Below are 18753 nucleotides of genomic sequence, written 5' to 3'. Positions count from 1 at the left end.
TTCCCCGACGACAGGTGCGCTACAGATTCTCGATGACGCCTTTGGCAGATGTTCTGTTCCAGTTGCTGATCTTCTTCATGCTATCGTCGAATATCGTTCCCTATTCCATGCTGACCCTGCGCAGTGGCGCATTGGAGGGCGGCAATGCCGGCGGGCAGCAGGAACGGGCGGAAACCACCGCAACCGCCGTCTCATCCACCGCGGTCTGGACCCTGCATCCTGATGGCCTGGTGGCGGGCGGTCAGCGTTTTGGCATGGACAGCCTGCCTTCACTGGCTGCGGCAATCTCGGCGCAAGGCACGCAGAATGTGCTGATCGTCGTGCGTTCGGGCATCCGGGTCCAGCAGATCACAACGGTTCTGGAAACCCTGGCGACACAGGGGATCGAGTCGGTTCAGATCGCAAGCGGAGGGTTGGAATGAGCCTGCAACTGCCCGCCCGCAGCTCGGAGCGCCTGCGAATCGACACGTCGCTGGCGATCGTCAATATCGTGTTGCTGCTGATCTTCTTCTTTCTCGTGGCAGGGCAGGACGCCCGCCCACCCCACGACATCAGTCTGGCCAAGACATCCCAGCTTGCGCCGTCGAACCTGCCCTCGCCGCTGCTTCAGATCCGGTCCGAGGAAGACTGGCTTCTCGACGGGCAGCCCATCCTGCCGGATCTGCTTGCCGCGGCCCTGTCGGAATCCGACGAGGTTCTGCATCTTGTCATAGACAAGGAGGCCGATGCAAATCTGCTGATCAAGGTTCTCGACCATCCCGAACTGGTGAACCGCGATGTGCGGCTTGTCACATTGCGCGAGGGCTCTGCACAATGATCGGCGGCACCCGGGGATCCTGGGCATGGGCACAGGCGGCGCTTCTGTCGGTTTCCCTGCATGGCGCCGCAGCAGCTGCACTGATCTATCGCCCGAACTGGAATTTCACGCAGCCGCCCGCGCCTGAAGAAATGCGACTTGAGGTCACAACCCTCAATCCCGCCCGCGATACTGTCCAGACACAAACGCTGACACCGGTTTCCACGCCCGAAACCTCCGTTGCCAGCATTGAACCCGAAACGGCGCAGCAGCCGGAACAGGAGGATGTTCTTGCCCGGCTGGAAAACGAAGCCGCCGCGCCTGTACTGTCGGATACGAGCCTTCCGATGGTTCAGATGCCCGATACCGAATCTGAACCCGGGCAAGATGGCGAGGATCAGGCGCAGCCTGCTGCCGCAGAGACAAGTGCGGCGGATACCGATCCGCGCCTTGTCGAATTGTTCGAGCGCATCCGCAACCTGTTAACCCAACCCTGCCTGCTGGCGTTGCCCGCTCTGCGTGGTGATAACCAGATCCAGCTTGGCGTCCTTGCCGCGAACGACCGCGAGATCTCGCGGCTGATGGACAGACTGACGGATGGTCTGGCTACTCAGGTGACCGAAGCGGCGGTGCTGCTGGATCAACGGCAATGTCCGGGGCTGGCATTCGCGCGCCGCGATCCCCGCTATCCCGTGCTTGGCCTTGGCATTCAGCTTGAAAGTCAGGATGTATCCAGCGGCGCATCCTTGCAGGGGCAGATATCGGGGGGCACCGGCTGGTACAACACCCTGCTTCTTGTGGATGACAACGGGGTCGTGCATGATCTGCGCCGCTTTCTGATCCGCTCGGCCGACCGGATCCGTTTCGATGTGCCGGTCGCGCGCTCTGGCGCCACGCGGGACACCCATCAGCTTGTGGTCGCCATCGCCACGCCCAGCCGTCCGGAAACAGTTTCCCAGCTATCCGGCGAAACCGCCGAACGTTTTTTTGATGCCCTCACCCGCGAAGTCGGGCAAGAGGCAATGGTCGGGGTCAGCAGCATCTATGTCCGCTGAACCAGTTGTAATCATGCCTTTGACGACAACCATATCCGGTTGCGGCGCATCGGCCATGAAGTCGGCCATCTGTCCGGGCAAAATCGCTACAATTGTCATCGCATGAACGGACCCATAGCAGCACTCCCTTGCCAATCCGGTTTCATCCGGGAAAATTGTACTACACCGAGCCGGTATTCGACGGCCGGACATATTTTCGGAGTGCATTTCTTATGACGTATTGTGTCGGGCTGAAGCTGGATGCCGGCCTTGTTTTGCTATCGGATACGCGCACCAATGCCGGGCTGGACAATATCGCCAGCTATCGCAAGACATTCTTTTTCGAAACTCCCGGCGAGCGTGTGGTCGCCATCATGACCGCCGGCTCGCTTTCGGTGACGCAGACCACGATCGCGCGGCTGGAGGAAGCTGCCGAGGATGCAGACGATGCGAATTCGGTTCTGAATGCGCCCTCGATGCTGCGCGTCGCCTCGATCATCGGAGAAACACTGGCCCGGACCCGCCGCAAGATCGTCGAGCAGCATCGCGATCTTAGCCAACAGGCATCCGCCAGCATGATTGTCGCCGGGCAGCGCAGAGGCGGCGATATGCGGATGTTCCTGATCTATCCCGAGGGCAACTTTATCGAGGCGACCGAAGATACCCCGTTCCTTCAGATCGGCGAACATAAATACGGCAAGCCGATCCTCGACCGGGTGGTGCGGCGCGATACCAGTCTGGCGGATGCGCAGAAAGCGGTTCTTCTTTCGATGGATTCGACCCTGCGTTCGAACCTTTCGGTCGGAATGCCGCTGGATCTGACCGTTATCGAGCAAGATGCCTGTGCAATATCTCTGAAGCGCCGCATCGAAGAGGGCGACCCCGATTTCATGAAGATGAGTGCAGCCTGGTCCGCCGCGCTGCGCGACAGTTTTGCCAGGATCGAGGTCTGATCCGACCCCGCGTCATGCCCCGCCAAGATCGCATCTTGCGAGGGAATGCGGGCGCGGATAGCTTCTTCCAATGCGCAATCCGCTGCCTCGTTTCATCGCTGCGTCCGGCCTGACCAATATGGGCGACGGCATCGCCCTTGTCGCCTGGGCATGGCTGGCGACCCAGCTGACACGTGATCCGCTGCTGATCGCGCTTGTGCCGGTGGCGCTCAAGGCGCCGTGGTTCCTGTTCTCGCTACCTGCCGGGCTGCTGATCGACCGGGCCGACCGCCGCGGGGTGATCCTTGCCGCCGATGCGGTCAGGCTGATTGCCTATGCCGCTGCGGCGGTTGTGGTCTGGCTGGCCCTGCCGCTGGATCCGCCACCCCTGCGCGGCACCGACCAGCCGGGGCTTTTCGTCCTGATCGCCATCTGCGCCGTTACCGTGGGCGCAGCCGAGGTCTTGCGCGACAACGCCGCCCAGACGCTCTTGCCCGCATTAATCCCGGAACAGCATCTTGAACGGGCGAATGGCCGCCTGTGGTCGGTCGAGATGGTGATGAACATGTTCGTGGGCACGGCGCTGGCAGGCGTGCTGATCGGGATTTCCCTCGCCCTGCCCTTTGCCGTCAATGCCGCTGCCATGGCGGCAGCGATGCTGCTGATCCTTAGCCTGCATGGCGATTTTCGCGCCGATACCTCGGATAATTCCACCCGCAGCCGCAACTGGCGGGCGGATCTGCGCGAGGGGCTGGCCTTCCTGTTAAGCCAGCCGATCCTGCGCGGTCTTGCCATCTTGACCGGCTTCTTCAACTTCGCCTTCGAGGCGATGATCGTCACGCTGGTCCTGATCGTGCAAGAGCGACTGCAGCTTGGCCCATTGGCGATCTCGGCGATCATGGCCTCGGGCGCGGTCGGCGGCGTGCTGGCCGGCACGATCAACGACCGGATCGTTATCCATTACGGGCGCAGCAGGGTGCTGCAGGCGGCGATGATCTCGACCTTTGCCTTTCCGCTTACGGTTTTGCTGGCTGGTACCGGGTATGGCGCTCTGTTCTTGATTTGCGCGGGTTTCTTCGTCAGCGAATTCATGGGCATCCTGTGGAACACGGTTTCCATCACCTACCGCCAGCGGCATATCCCCCGCAGGTTACTGGGCCGCGTCAACTCGGCCTATCGGTTATTCGCTGTCGGCATGGCCCCTCTGGGCATGCTGACCGCCGGGTTTCTGACCCGAGGCGCCACCGAGTCGTTCGGGCGCGAAACCGCATTGCTGACACCCTTCTGGCTAGCCATCCTCGTTTTCGCAGGTCTAAGCGTGATTTACTGGCGTTTTCTGGATCGCAGCTTTACCTGACCCGATCGGATCATCGGCGGACAATCCTGAAATTCCGTGCCGGTTCAGATGCCTTTCCGGAAACTTATTGAGCGCGTGCCTGCCCCGCGTTAAGCAGGCCATGAGCAAGCCGGGGGAGCAGATGGCCAACAATAGCAGACACACAAGAACCACATCCGAAGAAGCGCTCGCCTACCACATGGAACCGCATCCGGGGAAATTCGAGGTGATCGCCTCGAAGCCGATGACCACGCAGCGGGACCTGTCTCTGGCCTATTCCCCTGGCGTTGCTGTTCCCGTGCAGGCGATCGCGGATCAGCCCGAAACGGCCTATGACTATACGACCAAGGGCAATATGGTCGCGGTTATCTCGAACGGGACAGCAATTCTGGGGATGGGCAATCTGGGCGCGCTGGCCTCGAAACCGGTGATGGAGGGCAAGGCGGTGCTGTTCAAGCGTTTTGCCGATGTGAATGCCATCGATATCGAACTGGACAGCGAGGACCCCGAAGAGATTATCAACGCCGTCAAACTGATGGCGCCAAGTTTCGGCGGGATCAATCTTGAAGATATCAAGGCGCCGGAATGCTTCGTCATTGAACAGCGCCTGAAAGAAATCATGGATATCCCGGTTTTCCATGACGATCAGCACGGCACGGCGGTGATCTGCGCGGCGGGGCTGATCAATGCGCTGGAACTGTCGGGCAAGAAGATCGAGGATGTACGGATCGTTCTGAACGGTGCGGGCGCGGCGGGAATCGCCTGCCTGGAATTGCTGAAATCCATGGGCGCGCGGCATGAAAACTGCATCCTGTGCGACACCAAGGGAGTGATTTATCAAGGCCGGACCGAAGGCATGAACCAATGGAAATCGGCCCATGCGGTGGTGACCGAAGCTCGGACGCTTGAAGATGCCATGAAAGGCGCGGATGTCTTTCTGGGCGTGTCGGTCAAGGGGGCGGTAACACCGGACATGGTCGAAAGCATGGCCGAGAACCCGGTCATCTTCGCCATGGCCAACCCCGATCCCGAGATCACTCCCGAAGAAGCCCATGCCGTTCGCGCCGATGCGATCGTCGCGACAGGCCGAAGCGATTATCCCAATCAGGTCAATAACGTGCTGGGCTTTCCTTATCTGTTTCGAGGGGCCTTGGACATTCATGCCCGCGCAATCAACGATGAGATGAAAATCGCCTGCGCCGAGGCGCTTGCCCGTCTTGCCCGCGAGGATGTTCCCGATGAGGTTGCCGCCGCCTATGGCCGCAAGCTGCAATTCGGGCGCGATTACATCATCCCGACGCCATTCGATCCGCGGCTGATCCATGTGGTCCCGCCCGCCGTCGCAAAAGCCGGGATGGATACGGGTGCGGCCCGCCGCCCGATCATCGATATGGACGGGTATATCCAGTCCCTGAAGGCGCGGATGGATCCGACAGCGGCGATATTGCAGGGCATGCATGCACGGGCGCGGAATAGCCAGGCGCGGATGATCTTTGCAGAGGGCGATGATCCGCGCGTGCTGCGCGCCGCTGTTGCCTGGCAGCGGGGCGGCATGGGGCAGGCACTGGTCGTCGGCCGCGAACATGACGTGAAGGAAAAGCTGGAAGCCGCCGGGCTTGGCGATGCCGTGCGCGAGATCGCCGTGGTCAATGCCGCGAATTCCCGCCATCAGGAGGCATATCAGAATTTCCTCTATGCCCGGCTGCAGCGGCAGGGAATGGATCGCGAGGACACCAACCGTCTGGCCAATCGCGACCGGCATGTTTTCGCGGCGCTTATGCTTGCGCATGGGCATGGCGACGGGCTGGTGACGGGCGCGACCCGCAAAAGCGCACATGTTCTTGACCAGATGGGACAAGTCTTCGATCTGCGCCCGGAAGATGGCGTGGTCGGCATCACAGCCGTTCTGCACAAGGGCCGGATCGTGCTCATTGGCGACACGCTGGTTCATGAATGGCCCGAGGCAGACGATCTTGCCGATATCGCCACGCGCGGAGCAGCGGTCGGGCGGGGACTGGGGCTGGAGCCGCGGGTCGCCTTCCTGTCATTCTCGAATTTCGGCCATCCTCTCAGCGAACGCGCCATCAAGATGGCCAAAGCCCCGACAGTTCTGGACGCGCGCAAAGTCGATTTCGAATATGAGGGCGAAATGACCGTGGATGTCGCCCTGAACATAGAAGCGGCGGCGCGTTATCCTTTCAGCCGTCTGACCGGCCCGGCGAATATTCTGGTCATGCCTGCCCGTCACTCGGCCTCGATCTCGGTCAAGCTGATGCAGGAAATGGCCGGAGCAACCGTGATCGGCCCGATTCTGACAGGCGTGTCCAAGCCGATCCAGATATGCTCGACCAGTTCGACCGTGAATGACATCCTGAACATGGCGGCGATTTCGGCCGGCGGTCTGGGCGCGATTACGTAAGCGATCTCAGGTCTTTTGTGGCAAGGGCATACCGGTTGCAGGGGCGGCTGCGGGATCGATCCCATGCCGCTCGGCGGTTCGCGCCAACCAGGAACCGGGCGGCGGCAGGCCGTTCCAATACGTGACCATGACCCGTTTCGTATAACCGAAGATATGAACCGACTGGGTATTATTGGCCACGATTCCCTGATCGGGGATGCCCGGGGCCCATAATTTGCGCAATGTCTGCCGGAAAAGCGGGTAAAATACGGATTTCGGCAATGCCCGCTCGAATTCCCCGCATTGCTGCAGCGCATAGGTCAGAAGACGCGGACCCGTATCACCCCAGTTCAGACTGTCGGGGCCAAGCGTCCCCTTCTTCCGGCGCTGCTGGATCAGGAACGGCTTGACCCATGGCGGTTCCAGTATTTCGGCACTCAGAAACTCATCCATCCATAATAAAGTCGGCGATTCCGGCGGAAGCGCCATGACCCCGGACAAGACGCCCCCTTCACCGTTCAGACCGAACCCATAGCCGCCTTCAAGCTCGAACGGGCGAACGCAATATGCATCGGCATCGACCCAGACCACCTGCCGCTTGCGCAGCAGCGCCACCCGGAACAGATCGGACCATACCGCCAGTTCCTTGCGCGTCGGCGGATCCGAGACGAAACCGGGCTTTGGCATGATCTCGGCGGCATCGGCAATCCGTGCGCCCTCGGGGATGCCGGCGACAGGCTCGGCAAGGTAAATGGTGAAATCGCACCCCTGATCGAGATAAGAGCGGATCACCATCTGCTCGACAAAGGAAATCGGCTCGCCCGCCCAGAATGTCGCGACGGGCAAGGTCCAGCCTGTCATTGCCGCCCCCGCTCTTCCGCCAGATCGAACTGCCGCTGCCGTTCGCGGAAACGTTCCCGATCGGCCTCGTCATATTCATGCAGGCAGCGATGGCAGCTTACGCCCTCTTCATATTCGGGACGACTGGCATCCTCGGGTGCAAGTGGTCGGCGGCAGGCATGGCACAGGTTGTATCTGCCTTGCTCAAGCCCATGTTTCAGGCTGACGCGGCGATCGAATACGAAGCATTCGCCCTGCCAAAGGCTGTCTTGTTCGGGGATATCTTCCAGATATTTCAGAATACCGCCTTTGAGGTGAAAGACCTCTTCCACGCCCTGAGACAGCAGGTAATTCGTTGATTTCTCGCAGCGGATTCCGCCGGTGCAGAACATGGCGACGCGTTTGCCTGCAAAGCGATGCGCGTTCTGCCGCCACCATTCGGGAAATTCACTGAAGGATTTCGTGGCGGGGTCGGCCGCGCCCGCGAATGTGCCGATGGCGGTCTCGTAATCGTTGCGCGTATCGATCACCGCGACATCGGGGGCCGAGATCAATGCATTCCATTCCGCAGGCTCGACATAATGCCCGACGGCAGCGGTCGGATCGACATCCGGCTGTCCCATGGTAACGATTTCGCGTTTGATGCGAACCTTCATCCGGCCAAAGGGCATTTCGGCGGCGGTGCTTTCCTTCCACTCAAGCGTCCCGCATCCCGGCAGGCCGCGAATGTAGGAAAGGACAGCATCAATGCCTGCGCGGCTTCCGGCGATGGTTCCGTTTATTCCTTCGCGTGCCAGCAGAAGCGTACCGCGAATGCCGTGCCTTTCACAGGTCTCGAGTAACGGTGCGCGAAGGCCCGCAGGCTCGCTGAAGCGGGTGAAGTGGTAAAGGGCGGCAACAATCAGCATAGGCGGGGCATATGCCAGCCCGATATCGCAAGGCAAGGGGGAATGCTTCATTGACGGCCATCCTGTCATTTTCTACCAATATGGCAATCAACCGGAGGCTGATATGCCCAAAGCCCTGATCGTCATCGACATGCAGAATGATTTCTGCCCCGGCGGGGCGCTCGCCGTTTCCGGCGGAGATGAAATCCTGCATCCGATCAATGCGTTGATGGATGAAGTCGATGCGGTCATCCTGACGCAGGACTGGCATCCCGCCGATCATGGCAGCTTTGCGCGAAATCATCCCGGGGCCAAGCCTTTCACCATGACTGAAATGCCCTATGGCCCACAGGTCCTTTGGCCTGCCCACTGCGTGATCGGCAGCGAAGGAGCCGCTTTTCACCCTGCCCTGAACATTGATCGCGCCGATCTGGTGATCCGCAAGGGTTTTCGAAGTGAAATAGATAGTTACTCTGCATTCTTCGAAAACGACCACAAGACCCCGACCGGTCTAGCAGGTTATCTGCGCGAACGTGACCTGCTTGATCTGACATTCGTCGGGCTGGCGCATGATTTCTGCGTGGCATGGAGCGCGATAGATGCCGCCGGGCTGGGCTTTACCGCCAGCGTGGCCGAGTCGGCGACCCGCGCCATCGATCTTGACGGCAGCCTTGCAAAAGCGCGGAAGGATATGCGCGACGCGGGGGTCTTGCTTCGCTGAGCAGCGATCACGCTTGCATTCCTTAACCCTGACATGCACCAAGGAAAAACCATCCGAGGAGTCCGCTCATGGTCGATATTGCCACGCGCGTATATAATCACAAATGGAAGATCGACCCGATCGTGCGCTCGCTGATCGACGATGACTTCTACAAGCTGCTGATGTGCCAGTCGGTCTTTCGCAACCGCCCGGATACGACAGTCAGTTTCAGCCTGATCAACCGCAGTACCGATGTCCGCCTTGCGGAACTGATCGACGAAGGTGAATTGCGCGAACAGCTTGATCATGTGCGGGGATTGTCCCTGACACGCGGGGAAAGCACTTGGCTGCGCGGCAATACATTCTACGGCAAACGTCAGATGTTCCGCCCCGATTTCATGGAATTCCTCGAAGGATTGCGGCTGCCGCCCTATCATCTTGAAACACGGGATGGCCAATATGAACTGAGCTTCGAAGGCCGCTGGCCCGAGGTGATGCTGTGGGAGATCCCGGCGCTTACCGTTCTGATGGAACTCCGCTCGCGCGCGGTGCTAAAAGATATGGGGCGCTTCGAGTTGCAGGTTCTCTATGCCCGCGCCATGACCCGGGTCTGGGAAAAGATCCAGACGCTGCGGGAACTGCCCGATCTGCTGATCGCCGATTTCGGCACAAGGCGGCGGCACAGTTTCCTGTGGCAAGACTGGTGCGTGCAGGCGATGATCGAAGGGCTGGGCGACCGTTTCACAGGCACCTCGAACTGTCTGATCGCCATGCATCGCGATATCGAGGCGATCGGCACCAATGCCCATGAACTGCCGATGGTCTATGCCGCTTTGGCCGAGAATGACGAGGCGTTGCGGCGCGCGCCCTATGACGTGCTTGCCGATTGGCATGAAGAGCATGACGGCAATTTGCGGATCATTCTGCCGGACACCTATGGCAGCGAGGGTTTTCTGGACCACGCGCCCGACTGGCTGGCGGGCTGGACCGGGATCCGCATCGACAGCGGCGATCCGGCAGAGGGGGCGGAAACCGCGATCCGCTGGTGGAAAGAGCGGGGAGAAGATCCGCGCGAGAAGCTGGTGATCTTTTCCGACGGGCTGGATGTCGAGAAGATCGTTGAGTTGCACCGGCAATTTCACGGTCGCGTCAAGGTCAGTTTCGGCTGGGGCACATTGCTGACCAATGATTTTCGCGGGCTGGTTCCGGGCGACGGGCTGGCTCCGTTCAGCCTGGTCTGCAAGGCCGTCGCGGCGAATGGCAGGCCAACGGTCAAACTGTCGGACAACCCGGCCAAGGCCATGGGGCCGGAAGAGGAGGTCGACCGTTACAAACGCGTCTTCGATGTTGGCCAGCAAGTCGCGCAGAAAGTGATCGTGTAACCGGCACCGGCAGACCGTCATGCAAGGCATGGATCCTTAACCAACATCCCGGCTAGGTCTGCATCACCAGGGCGATTACCAGATAGCTTGCGGCCCCCAGTAAGGCGGTCACCGGCACTGTCACAACCCAGGCAGCGGTGATCGTGATCACATGACTGCGGCGGATCAGCAGGCGGCGGCGATTTTCTTCGGCGGGCAGGTCCGGGCGGCGGCGCTTTCCGTCAAGCCATTCGCGAGCAAAACCCACACCGAAGATTCCTCCGATCGCGATATGCGTCGTCGAAACCGGCAGCCCGGCGGCAGCGGCAAACAACACGGTCGCCGCGGTCGCCAGCGAAACGCAGAAGGCCCGAACCGGGTTCAGCCTGGTGATCCCACTCCCGACCATGACAACCAGCCGCCTGCCGAACAGCAGCGTGCCAACCGCAATGGCCAGCCCCGCCATCAGCAGGATCGTGATCGGCACCTGCATCGGCTCGCTTGTCCCGGCACGCGGAAGAATGACCGATAATGGACCGGCGACATTACCGACATCATTCGCTCCGTGGGCAAAGCCCATGATCACCACGGCCATAAGCAACGGCGGTCTGAATAATGGTTTCATCCGCGGCTTTTCCGGATTCGCAGCGATCTCGCCCCGAAGCTGCCGCAAGGTCAGCCACGCCATCGGCAGTCCGAACGGCAGCGCTCCAAGAACTACCGGCAGTGGCCAGATTCCCATCCGCAGCGTCAAAAGCAGCGCCAGATAGGCAAGAAACAGCGCCGCCATCACCCCAACCAGAAACGGCAACCATCTTAGCGCGGCTGCCGCGCGGTCCGGGGCATCCCGGACGCTGACGGTCACAAAGGCGAGAAGCGCAGCCGCAAGAGTTCCGGCCGCAAGTGGCGAGATGATCCACGCAGTCGCAATCATCATGAGATTGTTCCAATGGACCGCCGCAAATCCAAGCGCGGCGATACTGGCGCCAGCGATGGCGCCAACGATCGAATGCGAGGTACTGACCGGAAGCCCCGCACCTGTCGCCAGCGTTATCCAGAACGCCGCACCAATCAGGGCAGCCACCATCAACATCTGTGCGTCCAGGCGGGAGACAAGATATTGCGACTCGAAAATTCCGCCCGCGAGACGATGAGTGACGGCGGCACCCGCAAGACTGGCGCCGGCAATCTCGGCCAGCGCCACAAGGATCAAGCCCGGAACAAGGCTGATCGCCCCCGCGCCCACAGCGGGACCCAGCGAGTTCGCCACATCGTTCGAGCCAATCGCCAGCCCAAGCCAGCATGCCACGATCAGCCCCGCGCCCAGCCCGGTGCTATACGGCTCCAGCCCCAGCGCCCCCATCAGGAAGATCAGCACCACAACGCAGAACAGGACAACAAGGCCAAGCCGCAACACCGGACGGAATGCCTGGCTTTGCGCGGCTTCGGCATGGGTGATCCGGCCCAGATCCTTGTCCAGGATATGAAAGCCGGATTTCATGCGGATCGCACTCCTTTACCACCCTCGCCTGTTATCATTCACCCGGCTTTGATGCCGGTTTGATCGTCCCCGGCGCAGTCTGCCCTAGCTCTGCGCCGCAGACAATCCGCGTAAAATGGTTTTCAGGCCGGGTTCGGCCACTGCGGCTTCGGCCTCGATTGGCGTGAACCACTGGCGTTCACGCTCTGCCGCCTCGGGGAATGCGTCCTGCAAGGCTGTGACCTTCAGGGTATAGACCGCGACATCGACGGGTACGGAAAAGCCGCTATCCTGCGCTTTGTCATAGCGATAGCGACCCAGTTCGTCGTCGGAAACCTGCCCCTCCACCCCTGCTTCTTCCCATGCCTCGCGGGCAGCGGCACCTGCCAGGCTGCGCCCCGCCATCGGCCAGCCCTTAGGAATGACCCATCGCCCTGTTCCCCGGCTTGTGATCAGCAAAACCTTACCCGTGTCGGGATCTCGGCAAACCGCACCGACCTGCAAGGAACGTGGTCGCTTGCCGAACAGCAATCTGATCGATCTGAGCAAAGCGTTCATTCGTCCGTCTCCACCCTGCCCCGCAACGTCTTTACCTGCCCACGCACTGTCTTGGCCTTAAGCCGCCGTTTCTTGCTGGCAAGCGTCGGGCGGGTCGCGATGCGGCGTTTCGGCGCGACCAATGCGTTCCGGATCAGCTCTGCCAGGCGCTCGCGCGCGATGGCCCGGTTCCGCGACTGGCTACGGGTTTCCTGCGATTGGATCACGACGGCCCCGTCTGACGTCCATCTGCGACCCGCCAGACGCCGCAACCGCCGCTTGACCTGATCGGAAAGGTTCGGCGAACGCTCTGCCTCGAAACGCAGCTGAACCGCCGTCTCGACTTTGTTGACATTCTGACCGCCAGGCCCCTGAGCCTGAATAAACTGCTCGGACAATTCCCACTCTTCAATAACCAAATTCTCGGTGACATAGATCATGATAGCTTGATATGGCAGCTTCTTCGATAATTCCAAGCATCAATTGCGACGGAATACCGTCGAGATGCAGGCCGCCCGCGCCCCGCCGTTCCGCCGGACACCGCCGAGGGCGGATTTCCGCGGGTCTTCACGCTTTAACTCGTATCGAGAATAGGACATATAGTCCGCGAATCCGAGGACCAAGGCAGGAAGTCCAGATCATGAAGATAGTCATCCTTGGCGGCGACGGTTTTTGCGGCTGGCCCACAGCCTTGCATCTGTCCGGATGCGGACATGAAATCATCATCGTCGACAATCTCAGCCGCCGCGCCATCGATCTTGAACTCGAGGTCGAAAGCCTGACGCCCATCAGCCCTTTGGGCGAGCGGCTGCGGGTCTGGAAAGATCTGACCGGCAATGAAATCCGGTCTCTCAATTTCACCGTGGGCAAGCATTATCATCGCCTGCTGACCCTGTTCAAAGAAGAACGGCCCGACGCGGTCATCCATTTCGCCGAACAGCGCGCCGCGCCCTATTCGATGAAATCAAGCTATCACAAGCGTTACACGGTCAATAACAACCTGAACGCGACCAATGACGTTCTGGCCGCGATCGTCGAATCCGGGCAGGATATTCATCTGGTGCATCTGGGCACGATGGGGGTTTACGGCTACGGCACCGCCGGAATGAAGATCCCCGAGGGTTATCTGAAGGTGAAGGTCGAAACGCCAGAGGGGGACGCCGAGCAGGAAATCCTTTACCCAACCAATCCCGGCTCGATCTATCACATGACGAAAAGCCAGGATCAGTTGTTCTTCGCCTATTACAACAAGAACGACCGGGTCAGGATCACCGATCTGCATCAGGGCATCGTCTGGGGCACCCAGACCAGGGAAACCCGCATGGACGAGCGGCTGATCAACCGTTTCGACTATGACGGCGATTACGGCACCGTGCTGAACCGTTTCATCATGCAGGCGGCCATCGGCTATCCGATGACGGTTCATGGCACTGGCGGGCAGACGCGGGCTTTCATCCATATTCAGGATACCTGCCGCTGTATCGAACTGGCTCTGCGGAACGCACCGGCCAGCGGCGACCGTGTACATATCCTCAACCAGATGACCGAAACCCACCGCGTCCGCGATCTGGCGCAGATGATCCACGATGGCACCGGGGTCGAGATCGCCTATCTGGACAATCCGCGCAACGAGGCGGCGGAAAACGATCTGCATGTCGTCAACGACCGGTTCATCGGCATGGGACTTGATCCGATCCGGCTCGAAGCGGGACTCATGGAGGAAGTAAGCGAAATCGCCCGGAAATATGCCGATCGCTGCGACAGGACCAAGATTCCCTGCGTCTCACGCTGGAGTTGAGCGCGACCGCATCTGCTGCCACTGAGGCCAGAGTCATTCAAGACAATCGGACAGATCTTGTTTTTCTGTAAGAAAATCCGGGTGACAGGGGTTTTCAACCGGCGTGTCCCTGCGCGCCGGTAGTCATAATAGCAGCTGATTCGCAGCTTGGGGTTGCGTTGTTCGCGTTCCGCCGTACAATCATCTCACGATAGGTGGATACTGCATGGGGGAGCAGTGCCGCATTTGACGTCATTGTCCGGGGAGGAGACATAATGACTGCCGCAGCTATGCAGGCCAGAACGCTGCATTCGCCACGACCCAGCGCCGATCAGGTCAAGGAAATTCTGATCGTCGATGACCACCCGTTAATGTGCGATGCTCTGGCTCTTACGCTCAAGATCAGCTTTGGTCTTAAACATGTCCGTACCGCTCGCAGCCTTGAAGCCGCGATCGAACAAATCAAGATGCAAGGCGCGCCCGATGCGGTGATTCTCGATCTGAATCTGCCTGATGCACGCGGGGCCGAAGGTATCGTTACCCTTCGCCGCCAATTGCCCGAGGTGCCGATCACCATGATTTCGGCCGATCTGGAAGATGCAATGATCTCGACCGCCATGGCCGCAGGCGCGCAGGGCTATATCAGCAAATCGCTTAGCCGCGAGGCGTTGGTGGACAGCCTGCGCCGAATGTGGGACGGCGAATTCGTGACGCCCGACTGCTATCAACCCGAACAAGCCGGGGCCGAGGACGAGGCGCGGGCGGAACTGGCTCGCCGCTTTGCCACGCTGACCCCGCAACAGATGCGCATCCTGCGACTGATCTGTCAGGGCAAGGCGAACAAGGAAATCAGTTACGAATTGTCGATTGCCGAGGCCACGGTGAAAACCCACATCACGGCGATTATGTCCAAGATCAATGCCCGCCGCCGTACTCAGGCGGTCTTGCTGGCCAATTCGATCAGGCTGTTCGAGGCCTGCTGATGAATACCGGCCCGGCTGCGAAGGAGGACGTCGCCGGACCGGTGGCCGTGCAGGCCAGCCGTGAAGCCCCCGATCTGGCGGATCGGCTTCTGGCAGGCCTGCACGCCATCGCGCCGGGGCTTGTACTTGTCTTTGGCGCCGCCCACGAAGGGCTGGGCAAGCTGGGTCAGGCGCTACGCGCTTCGCTTCCGGCGGAATGCGTCATATGCGGCTGTTCTTCGGCCGGGGAAATCGGGCCTTCCGGCTACAGTTCCGACAGTGTGGTTGCCATCGGCTTTCCCAAAAGCAGTTTCCGGGCCCATTCCATCACCCTGCGCAATCTTGCGACATTGCCCGTTTCAGAATGGATGACACTACTGCGCAGGATGCATAAGGGCTTTGCCCCTGCCCCGGCGCGCTCATTATTCGGGATCCTGCTGGTCGATGGCGTCTCCGGACAAGAGGATGCGCTGGTCTCGACCATCGAGGCCGCCCTGCCCGCGGTTCCCGTCATGGGCGGCTCTGCCGGCGATGGGCTGGATTTCCGGCATACGAGTCTGCTGGCCGGGGATGAGGTCTGCAGCAATGCGGCGGTTTTCCTGCTGGTGGAAACAGACCTAGCCATCAGCGAGGTGAGTTTTGCGCATTTCAGCCCGACGGAAACCCGCGCCGTCGTCACCGCCGCGATTCCGGATAAACGCCGCATCGTGGAATTGAACGCAGAACCCGCAGCCGAGGAATATGCCCGCATCGCCGGTATCGCGCAGCAGGATCTGACACCCACCGAATTCGCCCGGCACCCGCTGATGGTCCGGATGGGCAAACATCACCATGTCCGCGCGATCAGCGCTTTGACCGAGGACGGAGGTTTGTCGCTGATGTCCTCGATCGATACCGGAACGGTTCTGACGCTTGGTCGCAGCGACGACATGACCCAGGGCTTCGCCGAAGTGCTGGAAAGCCTGCCCCGCCCGCCGCTGATGGTGCTTGGTTTCGACTGTATCCTGCGGCGACTTGCGCTTGAGCGCGCCGGGCTGATGAACACCATGTCCGAGATGTTCAGGCGTTACCGGGTTGCCGGGTTCAATACCTATGGGGAACAGCACAGCGGCATGCATGTCAACCAGACATTCGTCGGCATGGCCTTCCTGCCCCCCGCTTCCGACAAAGAGGCGCATGATGCTGCGTGAAGACGATCCGCCGCTCAGGCAGATCGAGAAACTGCAGCGCATCAACAGCGTATTGATCAACCGGATCGACAGGCTCGAGGAAACCCGGGGTTCCGCTTGGTCCATGTTTCAGGCCGCCGTCGCATTGGAGCAAGAGGTTCTGGCCCGTACCAGACAGCTAGAGCAGGCCATGGCCGACCTGTCGCAGCGCAACCGGGAACTGGCGGTCGCCCGCGCCGCCGCCGAAGAGGCGAACCGCTCGAAAACCCGCTTCCTGCGCGCGGCAAGCCATGATCTGGTTCAGCCCCTGTCAGCCGCGCGGCTATTTCTGTCGGCCCTGACGGATACTCCGATGGACGAGCAGCAGAAGGAACTGACCGAACGCCTGTCAGGGGCATTCGAATCGGTCGAACAGTTGATGCATGCCGTGCTTGACATTTCACGGTTGGACAGCCAGCGGATCGAATTTCACCGTCAGCCCGTCCCGCTGGGTGAGTTGTTCCGCCGTCTGGCTGCCGAATTCGCACCGATGGCCGAGGCAAAGGGCCTGCGGCTCAGCTTCGTCCCTACAACTGCCGTGGTCGAAAGTGACCCGGTGTTCCTGCGTCGAATTGCGCAGAATCTGGTCTCGAATGCGATCAAATACACCAATCGCGGCGGTGTGGTGGTCGGGGTGCGCCGCAGCGGTGAAACCGGCTGGCTTTGCGTGTTCGATACCGGCGTCGGCATTCCGGCAGTCGACAGGAATCGGATCTTCGATGAGTTCCAGCGGCTTGGAAACGATGCCGGCACTCCGGGTATGGGGCTGGGCCTGTCCATTGTGCGCCGCGCCTGCAACAAGCTTGGCCATCGCATCAGCCTGAGTTCCGAAGCCATGCGCGGCACCCTGTTTCGCATCGCCCTGCCACTTGTCCATGGCGATTACGAGCGTCTCCCGCAGCCGAATACCGCCACGAACCAATTGCTGCGCGGGCGCGTCGCCCTTGTCGTCGAGAACGATCTCGCGGTGCGCCGGGGTTACGAGATGATCCTTGCCGAGACGCTGGGCATGGTGGCGAGAGTCACCGGAGGCACGGCAGAAGCCCTGGCGACAATGGGGGACGAGCCGCCGGACATCGTCATCGCGGACTACAATCTGGAAGGCGGTGATACCGGTCTTGCCGCCATCGCGGCGCTTCGCAATGAAGCAGGCAGGTATTTGCCTGCGATGGTCGTGACCGCTCATCGTGATCCCGAGATCGCACGACGTTGTACAGAAATGAAAATTCCGCTCGTGGAAAAACCCGTGCGGCCATCGGAACTCAGCGAGATCCTGATCCGGCTGCTTAGCTGATCCTGCGACCAAGGGATTAGGTAGGGCCATGCGGGGCTTGCTCTTCCGGGCGCGGGGCGCAAATCTGACGCTTGGGGAAGAGAGCTTAATCACGCGTAAATGTCTTGCCTTGTCGCCGCACCTCGGAGTGTCGTGTATCTGCGGCATCACGGGTTCCGCAGGCCATCATGGGGGAAACTATAATGATCCGCAGCATCGCCACGATCTTCTGGCTTGGACTGTCCGCAGGCGGCCTTGCAGCTACCTCTCTGGCTGCAGGCGAAGCCGGAGATGCCGTTTTTGCGGAACGGGGGCCGTGGTCGGTTTCGGATGAAGGGCTGAACTGGTCGATGCATGTCGAGGGCCCCGACATGGCCGGTTTTCTACCGGTGGAAGCGGGCTCGGTCATTTTGCATGAATTCACCGATCCAACCGACAACAAGCCCGCCCTTCAACTGACCGAGAAAACCGACAACCGGACCCGCAAGATCGGGCCATTCCCCATCTCTGGCGGAGATCCGGTGCTGACCTTCTTTTTAGAACAGACCACCCGCGACATCGCGAAACTGACCGGTGGCAGCCCTTTCTATATCCGCAACCGCATAAAGGAAGCGCTGTTCGAAAGCGGCGAGATCACACAGAATGACGACAACAGGACGGCAAGCTTTCATCCGCTGCAGGACGATCCGAATGCCAGCCGGATGAACGGCTTCGAGACGCTGACCCTGACTTTCGTGCTGGGTGAAGATCCCAAGGCCCCGATCCGTGAACTGCTGGCCCGGACCGAAGGCGACCAGCCCGGTTACATCAATCGCATGGTGCTGCAATGAAATTCACCCTCCCGATCGCAATTGCTCTGACGCTGGTTTCTTCAGCCGGCTGGACGCAGGCCGTGAACGACTATCCCACCAATGCCCGCGCCGAATATGTCTTTACCTGCATGGCGACCAATGGCGAGAACCGCGACCTGCTGGATCGCTGCTCTTGCGCGATAGATCAGATCGCATCGGTCCTGCCCTATGACGATTATGTCAGTGCCGAAACCGTGCTGCGCATGCGCCAGACCACTGGCGAAAGGGCATCGATGTTCAAGGGCATGCCGCAGATGACCGAAACCGTCGCCAAGCTTCGCCGCGCCGAAGCCGAGGCCGAAATTCTCTGTTTCTGATTTCTGCGACCGGGGCTCATCCTTGTGTTGCGGTTGACCTGCCGCTGCGTTCGTTCATAACCGT

The 18753-nt window shown here is 60.4% G+C and carries 19 protein-coding genes; 14 read left to right on the top strand and 5 right to left on the bottom strand.

Going from position 1 to position 18753, the window contains the following annotated elements:
• The first annotated feature begins 14 nt into the window (after positions 1 to 14).
• The 6 genes from Q0601_RS12905 to Q0601_RS12880 all read left to right on the top strand — a co-directional run bounded on the left by Q0601_RS12905 (position 15) and on the right by Q0601_RS12880 (position 6517).
• On the top strand, positions 15 to 422 hold the full coding sequence (locus Q0601_RS12905; RefSeq protein WP_305290250.1) for an ExbD/TolR family protein: 408 nt from the start codon (positions 15 to 17) through the stop codon (positions 420 to 422).
• Positions 419 to 817 carry an ExbD/TolR family protein gene (locus tag Q0601_RS12900; RefSeq protein ID WP_305290249.1) on the top strand — a complete coding sequence of 133 codons (399 nt, stop codon included), beginning with the start codon at positions 419 to 421 and terminating at the stop codon, positions 815 to 817. Before Q0601_RS12905 ends, Q0601_RS12900 begins: the two co-directional genes overlap by 4 nt.
• Positions 814 to 1851 (top strand): hypothetical protein, encoded by a 1038-nt coding sequence (locus tag Q0601_RS12895; protein WP_305290248.1) that lies wholly within the window; start codon positions 814 to 816, stop codon positions 1849 to 1851. The genes Q0601_RS12900 and Q0601_RS12895 overlap by 4 nt, the downstream gene beginning before the upstream one ends.
• 212 nt (positions 1852 to 2063) lie before the next feature.
• On the top strand, positions 2064 to 2783 hold the full coding sequence (locus Q0601_RS12890; RefSeq protein ID WP_305290247.1) for an Ntn hydrolase family protein: 720 nt from the start codon (positions 2064 to 2066) through the stop codon (positions 2781 to 2783).
• Positions 2784 to 2853: 70 nt separating this feature from the next.
• A complete protein-coding gene (locus tag Q0601_RS12885) occupies positions 2854 to 4119 on the top strand; it encodes an MFS transporter (protein WP_305290246.1) in 1266 nt (421 codons plus the stop codon).
• A gap of 121 nt (positions 4120 to 4240) precedes the next feature.
• Positions 4241 to 6517, top strand: a complete 2277-nt coding sequence (locus tag Q0601_RS12880) for an NADP-dependent malic enzyme (RefSeq protein ID WP_305290245.1) — start codon at positions 4241 to 4243, stop codon at positions 6515 to 6517.
• A 6-nt stretch (positions 6518 to 6523) separates the two neighbouring features.
• Here Q0601_RS12880 and Q0601_RS12875 read toward each other — a convergent pair whose 3' ends face one another.
• Both Q0601_RS12875 and trhO read right to left on the bottom strand, forming a co-directional pair.
• The gene (locus tag Q0601_RS12875; RefSeq protein WP_305290243.1) at positions 6524 to 7357 is read right to left on the bottom strand and encodes a hypothetical protein; all 834 of its coding nucleotides are present in this window, start codon (positions 7355 to 7357) and stop codon (positions 6524 to 6526) included.
• Positions 7354 to 8244, bottom strand: a complete 891-nt coding sequence (gene trhO, locus Q0601_RS12870; RefSeq protein ID WP_305290261.1) for an oxygen-dependent tRNA uridine(34) hydroxylase TrhO — start codon at positions 8242 to 8244, stop codon at positions 7354 to 7356. Before trhO ends, Q0601_RS12875 begins: the two co-directional genes overlap by 4 nt.
• Positions 8245 to 8347: 103 nt before the next feature.
• Here trhO and pncA point away from each other — a divergent pair, with 103 nt between their 5' ends.
• Positions 8348 to 8944 (top strand): bifunctional nicotinamidase/pyrazinamidase, encoded by a 597-nt coding sequence (gene pncA / locus Q0601_RS12865; RefSeq protein ID WP_305290242.1) that lies wholly within the window; start codon positions 8348 to 8350, stop codon positions 8942 to 8944.
• Between the two features lie 68 nt (positions 8945 to 9012).
• Entirely contained in the window at positions 9013 to 10305 is a 1293-nt protein-coding gene (gene pncB, locus Q0601_RS12860) for a nicotinate phosphoribosyltransferase (RefSeq protein WP_305290241.1), read from the top strand.
• A 52-nt stretch (positions 10306 to 10357) separates the two neighbouring features.
• On the opposite strand, the gene Q0601_RS12855 is transcribed toward pncB, so the two are convergent.
• The 3 genes from Q0601_RS12855 to arfB all read right to left on the bottom strand — a co-directional run bounded on the left by Q0601_RS12855 (position 10358) and on the right by arfB (position 12741).
• The gene (locus Q0601_RS12855; RefSeq protein WP_305290240.1) at positions 10358 to 11785 is read right to left on the bottom strand and encodes an inorganic phosphate transporter; all 1428 of its coding nucleotides are present in this window, start codon (positions 11783 to 11785) and stop codon (positions 10358 to 10360) included.
• Positions 11786 to 11869: 84 nt separating this feature from the next.
• Positions 11870 to 12322 (bottom strand): NUDIX hydrolase, encoded by a 453-nt coding sequence (locus tag Q0601_RS12850; RefSeq protein ID WP_305290239.1) that lies wholly within the window; start codon positions 12320 to 12322, stop codon positions 11870 to 11872.
• Entirely contained in the window at positions 12319 to 12741 is a 423-nt protein-coding gene (gene arfB / locus Q0601_RS12845) for an alternative ribosome rescue aminoacyl-tRNA hydrolase ArfB (protein ID WP_119745794.1), read from the bottom strand. Before arfB ends, Q0601_RS12850 begins: the two co-directional genes overlap by 4 nt.
• A 200-nt stretch (positions 12742 to 12941) precedes the next feature.
• On the opposite strand from arfB, the gene Q0601_RS12840 reads away from it, so the two are divergent.
• The 6 genes from Q0601_RS12840 (at position 12942) to Q0601_RS12815 (ending at position 18689) form a co-directional block, all read left to right on the top strand.
• The gene (locus Q0601_RS12840; RefSeq protein ID WP_305290238.1) at positions 12942 to 14099 is read left to right on the top strand and encodes an NAD-dependent epimerase/dehydratase family protein; all 1158 of its coding nucleotides are present in this window, start codon (positions 12942 to 12944) and stop codon (positions 14097 to 14099) included.
• A 254-nt stretch (positions 14100 to 14353) separates the two neighbouring features.
• Positions 14354 to 15061, top strand: a complete 708-nt coding sequence (locus Q0601_RS12835) for a response regulator (protein ID WP_119745790.1) — start codon at positions 14354 to 14356, stop codon at positions 15059 to 15061.
• The gene (locus Q0601_RS12830; RefSeq protein WP_305290237.1) at positions 15061 to 16230 is read left to right on the top strand and encodes an FIST N-terminal domain-containing protein; all 1170 of its coding nucleotides are present in this window, start codon (positions 15061 to 15063) and stop codon (positions 16228 to 16230) included. Before Q0601_RS12835 ends, Q0601_RS12830 begins: the two co-directional genes overlap by 1 nt.
• The gene (locus tag Q0601_RS12825) at positions 16220 to 17542 is read left to right on the top strand and encodes an ATP-binding response regulator (protein ID WP_305290236.1); all 1323 of its coding nucleotides are present in this window, start codon (positions 16220 to 16222) and stop codon (positions 17540 to 17542) included. Before Q0601_RS12830 ends, Q0601_RS12825 begins: the two co-directional genes overlap by 11 nt.
• 182 nt (positions 17543 to 17724) lie before the next feature.
• The gene (locus tag Q0601_RS12820) at positions 17725 to 18351 is read left to right on the top strand and encodes a hypothetical protein (protein WP_305290235.1); all 627 of its coding nucleotides are present in this window, start codon (positions 17725 to 17727) and stop codon (positions 18349 to 18351) included.
• A complete protein-coding gene (locus tag Q0601_RS12815) occupies positions 18348 to 18689 on the top strand; it encodes a hypothetical protein (RefSeq protein ID WP_305290234.1) in 342 nt (113 codons plus the stop codon). Before Q0601_RS12820 ends, Q0601_RS12815 begins: the two co-directional genes overlap by 4 nt.
• Positions 18690 to 18753: the final 64 nt, after the last annotated feature.

Source organism: Paracoccus wurundjeri (assembly GCF_030678915.1).
GTDB classification, from domain to species: Bacteria; Pseudomonadota; Alphaproteobacteria; order Rhodobacterales; family Rhodobacteraceae; genus Paracoccus; species Paracoccus onubensis_A.
Note: the sequence above shows the minus strand (reverse complement) of the source record. Positions and strands in the feature narration are given on the sequence as shown.